General features: G+C 63.0%; 4 protein-coding genes. 1 reads left to right on the top strand and 3 read right to left on the bottom strand.

Annotated features, from left to right (window positions below; all coding sequences use genetic code 11):
- A partial coding sequence (locus Y708_RS0108400; protein WP_028279581.1) for a nitrilase-related carbon-nitrogen hydrolase occupies positions 1-935 on the bottom strand: 935 nt, incomplete at its 3' end.
- Positions 936-1,068: 133 nt separating this feature from the next.
- On the opposite strand from Y708_RS0108400, the gene Y708_RS0108395 reads away from it, so the two are divergent.
- Entirely contained in the window at positions 1,069-1,695 is a 627-nt protein-coding gene (locus Y708_RS0108395; protein ID WP_028279580.1) for a TetR/AcrR family transcriptional regulator C-terminal domain-containing protein, read from the top strand.
- 234 nt (positions 1,696-1,929) lie between these two features.
- Here Y708_RS0108395 and gabT read toward each other — a convergent pair whose 3' ends face one another.
- Complete coding sequence (gene gabT / locus Y708_RS0108390; RefSeq protein ID WP_028279579.1) at positions 1,930-3,294, bottom strand: 4-aminobutyrate--2-oxoglutarate transaminase; 1,365 nt, start codon at positions 3,292-3,294, stop codon at positions 1,930-1,932.
- A gap of 15 nt (positions 3,295-3,309) precedes the next feature.
- Positions 3,310-4,740, bottom strand: coding sequence for an aminobutyraldehyde dehydrogenase (locus Y708_RS0108385; RefSeq protein WP_028279578.1), 1,431 nt, complete (start codon positions 4,738-4,740; stop codon positions 3,310-3,312).
- Positions 4,741-4,965: the final 225 nt, after the last annotated feature.

Below are 4,965 nucleotides of genomic sequence, written 5' to 3'. Positions count from 1 at the left end.
AGCGCACCGTAGGTGTCCGGCCGGCGGGTCGCCAGGAATGGGAAGAGATCAAGCCAGTCCTTGCGCTGGTCCAGGTCGAGGTCAGCGACCAGAACGGCGGACTTGTCACGCGGCGCCTGGACCAGGACGCGGCCATACGGATCCGAGATGAAGGACGAGCCGTAGAAGCTCACGTTACCTTCGTTGCCCCAACGGTTGGGCGCGACCATGAACAAGCCATTGGCGATGCCGTTGCCCACGATGACCTGCTGCCACAGTGGCTGCGTGTCGAAGGCGGGAAACGCTGGCTCGGAGCCGATGGCTGTCGGGTAGACGAGAACTTCCGCACCGCCAAGCGAGTAGAGCCGGGCCACTTCCGGAAACCATTCGTCCCAGCAGGTGGGCATTCCCAGACGGGCGCCGTTCAACTCGTCCGGTGCATGGACGGCGTAGGCGTCTTCCGCCGCCGGGCCCTGCCTGAAGTACTTGTCCTCCACATACCCCTCGGTGACGGGGATGTGGAGTTTGTGGGTGCGGGCCAGCAGTTCGCCGGTTGGAGAGACCAGGATTGCGGTATTGAAACCGAGCCCGTCCAGCGCTTCTTCGTCAACGTCGCCGCGCTGGTAGAGCGACGCGTGAACGCACACCCCGTGCTCCTTGGCTGCCTTGGCAGCGAAGGTGAACGTTGGTCCGGTAAGGAGGTCCTCGCCGTCGTGCGCTGGTGTTCCTTCCGGCAACGTGTCTGCCGGATATCGCGAAAGGGTGAGCTCGGGTAGGAAAACCACTGTGGCGCCGAGCGCTGCTGCGCGCCCGATCCCGTGGTTCAGTTCGCTGTGCAGGGCACCTACGTCGGGCTGCCAGCGGTGCTGCACCAGACCGACGCGCAGCGCTGCGCGGCTGGAAGGTGTGGACCGGGCAAAAGACTCGGGCGTCTCGAGCCGTGTCACTTCAATCATGGGGAAACTCCATTGAGATCGGGATCACATAAAACGAATTAGATTCGTTTATTATGGAACACGACCCTTCGGGATGCAAGCGGAAAACGAAACACATTCACTACGATGGGTGAACCAACCGTTAGGACCACTCGTGGCGCGACCGCTTAAGCCCAAGCTCTCAACGAACCTGATCGCAAGGGGCGCACTGGCGCTCGTGGACCAGGCGGGCGAATTCACCATTCCGGACCTCGCCAAACGGCTCAAGGTCAGCCCGTCCTCGCTCTACAACCACGTCACGGGCAAGTCGGACATCGTGGAGCTCATGCGCGGTCATATGATCGCACAGGTGAAGATCCCTGCCGGGACTGGCGTGTGGCATGACACCATCACCGCGATTGCGCGCGAATACCGCAACGCGTATGCCAAGCACCCCCGGGTCATTCCGCTCATCGCGGCCTACTCCGTGCGCGACGAAACCACCATCCGCATGTACAACATCCTGGCCGACGCATTTGCCTCAGCCGGCTTTACACCCCGCCGCACGCTCGAAGCCATCACGGTCATCGACAACTATGTGCTGGGCTCGGCGTTGGACGTCGCGGCTCCTGAGGAGGTGTGGGCGCCCGACGACGGCGCAAACGCTGCGCTGGCGGCAGCGCTCAAGGAGGGGATGGGCTACCCGAACCGTGCCGATGACGCGTTCGACTTTGGCCTCGACATCATCATGGACGGGCTGCGGCGCGAGGCAGAGGCGGGTGGTCGGCCAAGAGATCGCTAGCAAATCCAGCTTCCGGTGGTCGACCAAGCGACGAAGGAGCGCGTGGAGACCCCAGCGACCCCCGCACCACGGATCTCCACGCACGCCCCAGGCGGCATTTGGTCGATCACCGGGTGCCGCACGCCCCAGGCGGCATTTGGTCGATCACCGGGCGCCGGTAGTCGGCCAAGAGATCGCTAGCAAATCCAGCTTCCGGTGGTCGACCAAGCGACGAAGGAGCGCGTGGAGACCCGGCTACGTAACCGCCCGGATTGCGGCCTCCAGCACATCGAGTCCGTCGTTCAGCAGCTCGTCGCCGATCACCAAAGGCGGCAGCAGCCGGATCACATTACCGTAGGTTCCGCAGGTGAGGATGATGACACCCTCCTGCAGGCACGACGCCGCAATCGCCTTGGTTGCCTCAGCATGGGGAGTATTGGTGCCGGGCACCACGAGCTCGATCGCCAGCATCGCGCCGCGGCCACGGACCTCGCCAATGACACTGTGTGATCCGAGGTCCGCCTGAACCGCCCGCAGCCGCGTGGTCACGATCTCCTCGATATGCCTCGCCCGTCCGGCGAGGTCCTGCTCCTCCATGGTTCCGATCGCGGCGATCGCAGCGGCGCAGGCCACGGGATTGCCGCCGTAGGTTCCGCCCAGCCCACCTGGGTGAACGGCATCGAACAGGTCGGCCCGGCCGGTGATTGCAGACAGCGGCATACCGCCGGCAATTCCCTTGGCCATGGTGATGATGTCGGGCACAACACCCTCGTGGTTGACGGCAAACCATTCCCCCGTGCGGCAAAAGCCCGACTGCACCTCGTCAGCAATGAAGACGACACCGTTTTCCCGCGCCCAGTCCGCAATCGCCGGAAGGAAGCCCTCGGCGGGGACAATGAATCCGCCCTCGCCCTGAATGGGCTCGATGATGATCGCGGCAAGTGAGTCCGCCCCGATTTGCTTCTCCATCATGGTGATGGCCCGCTGGGCAGCCTCGGCACCCGTGATCGAGGGGTTCTCTTCGCGGAACGGGTAGCTCATGGGAATCCTGTAGACCTCGGGCGCAAAGGGACCGAAGTTCGCCTTGTAAGGCATGGTCTTCGCGGTGAGCGCCATGGTGAGGTTGGTGCGGCCGTGGTAGGCGTGGTCAAAGGCGACGACGGCGTTACGTCCGGTGGCCAGGCGTGCCACCTTGACGGCGTTCTCGACCGCCTCGGCACCGGAGTTGAACAAGACGGTGCGCTTCTCGAAATCGCCGGGGGTGATCGCGTTCAGCTTCTCGGCCACGGCAATGTAGCCCTCGTACGGAGTGACCATGAAACAGGTGTGAGTGAAATGCTCCACCTGCTCCTTGACCGCCCCTACAACTGCGGGATCGGAGGCGCCGACGCTGGTGACCGCAATGCCGGCACCAAGGTCAATGAACGAGTTGCCGTCAACATCGTGCACAATGCCGCCGTCGGCATCCGCCACATAAACAGGGACCGCCGAGGCAACACCCTTGGCCACCACAGCGGCGCGGCGGGCATTAAGCTCGGTGGACTTTGGGCCGGGAAAGTCGCCGGTGATCTTGCGCTTCTGCTCGAGCCGGAACTGCGGCTGGGTTGTTTGGATTGTCATGAGGGAATTTCCTTTCTACGCGTCCAGCGCGCTCATCACGTGCTTGATGCGGGTGTAATCCTCCACGCCGTACATGGAGAGGTCTTTGCCGTAGCCGGAACTCTTGAAGCCTCCGTGCGGCATTTCGGCGGTGAGCAGGATATGGGTGTTGATCCAGACGGCGCCAAAGTCCAGGTCCCGTGATACGCGCATGGCGGTTCCGTGGTCCGTGGTCCAGATACTTGAGGCAAGCGCATACTCGACGTCATTGGCCAGTTCCACGGCCTCCGCCTCGGTGGAGAACTTCTGCACCGTGATGACAGGACCAAAGGTCTCCTTCTGCACAATGTCATCGGTCTGCTTGGCACCGCTGACAATAGTGGCTTCGTAGAAGTAGCCCTTGTCACCGGAGCGCTTGCCACCGGTTTCGATCTTGCAGTGTGCGGGAAGCGCGTCCATCACCGCGTTGACGGCGTTGAAGTGGTTGATGTTATTCAGCGGTCCAAAGTAGTTCTTGGTGTCGTCGGCGTCTCCGGTGGTGAGGGTTTTGGTGTGCTCCACCAGCGCGGCCACAAGGTCATCGTGCGCTGAGTCCTGGACCAGCACACGCGTGATCGCGGTGCAGTCCTGGCCCGCATTGAAGAACGCAAACTCTGCCACGGCGGCCGCGGTCTTCTTGATGTCCGCATCGGCGAAGACCACGGCGGGAGCCTTGCCGCCCAGCTCCAGGTGCGCACGCTTGAGCGTCTTGGCGGCGCCGGTGGCCACGGCAATGCCCGCACGCACGGACCCGGTGATGGACACCAGCCCCGGCGTTTTGTGCTCCACCATCGCGGCACCGGTCTCGCCTGTGCCCAACACAACGTTGAGTACGCCGTCGGGCAGGATGCCCTGGGTGAGTTTCGCCAAAACCAGCGTGGATTCCGGAGTGGTGTCGCTGGGCTTGAGGACAATGGTGTTGCCTGCTGCCAGCGCCGGGCCGATCTTCCAGATAGCCATCAGCAAGGGGTAGTTCCACGGCGCAACCTGGGCCACCACGCCGATGGGTTCGCGGCGCACATACGAGGTATGGCCCTCAAAGTACTCCCCGGCTGACTTGCCTTCGAGAATGCGTGCTGCCCCGGCGAAGAACCGGATCTGGTCCGCGCCCGTTGCAACTTCTTCGGAGGCGATCATTTCACGCACCTGGCCGGTGTTGCGGTGCTGCGCCTCAACGAGCTCTTCGCTGGCGCCTTCAATGGCGTCGGCAAGCTTGAGGAGCATGAGCTGCCGTTGGCCCGGAGTGACCCGCTTCCAAGTCTTGAACGCGTCAGCGGCCGCCGACATGGCGGCATCAACATCCGCCTGAACCGATACCGGAGACTTGGCTACCACCTCGCCGTTGGTGGGATTGACGATGTCCACCAGTTCGGTGCCGGAGGGTGTAACGAAGGTGCCGTTGATGAAGTTCTGGAGGGTGTTGACCACGTTGTGCGTCCCTTTCCTTGGGCCTGAGCTCATATTCACTGGCGACCCTACGCGGTACCGCGACCGTGGACTAGGTCTATCCGCACAATGGATTGGTAATTTCCTCATGCACCCGCACAAGTGCGGACCCTTATGATTGGAGTCATGGCCATCACACTGTCCGCGCTGATTGGCACGTCCGCGCTGAACCTTCGGAGTGTCGGCTCCACCGCGGCCGCGGCCGCC

This window comes from Arthrobacter sp. H5 (genome assembly GCF_000520595.1).
Classification (GTDB): domain Bacteria; phylum Actinomycetota; class Actinomycetes; order Actinomycetales; family Micrococcaceae; genus Arthrobacter_D.
This window is presented reverse-complemented; position numbering and strand designations above follow the sequence as displayed.

Bases quoted from the DNA above. Each gene is read 5' to 3' on its own strand.
- gabT (WP_028279579.1), bottom strand. From the start codon at position 3,294: ATGACAATCCAAACAACCCAGCCGCAGTTCCGGCTCGAGCAGAAGCGC.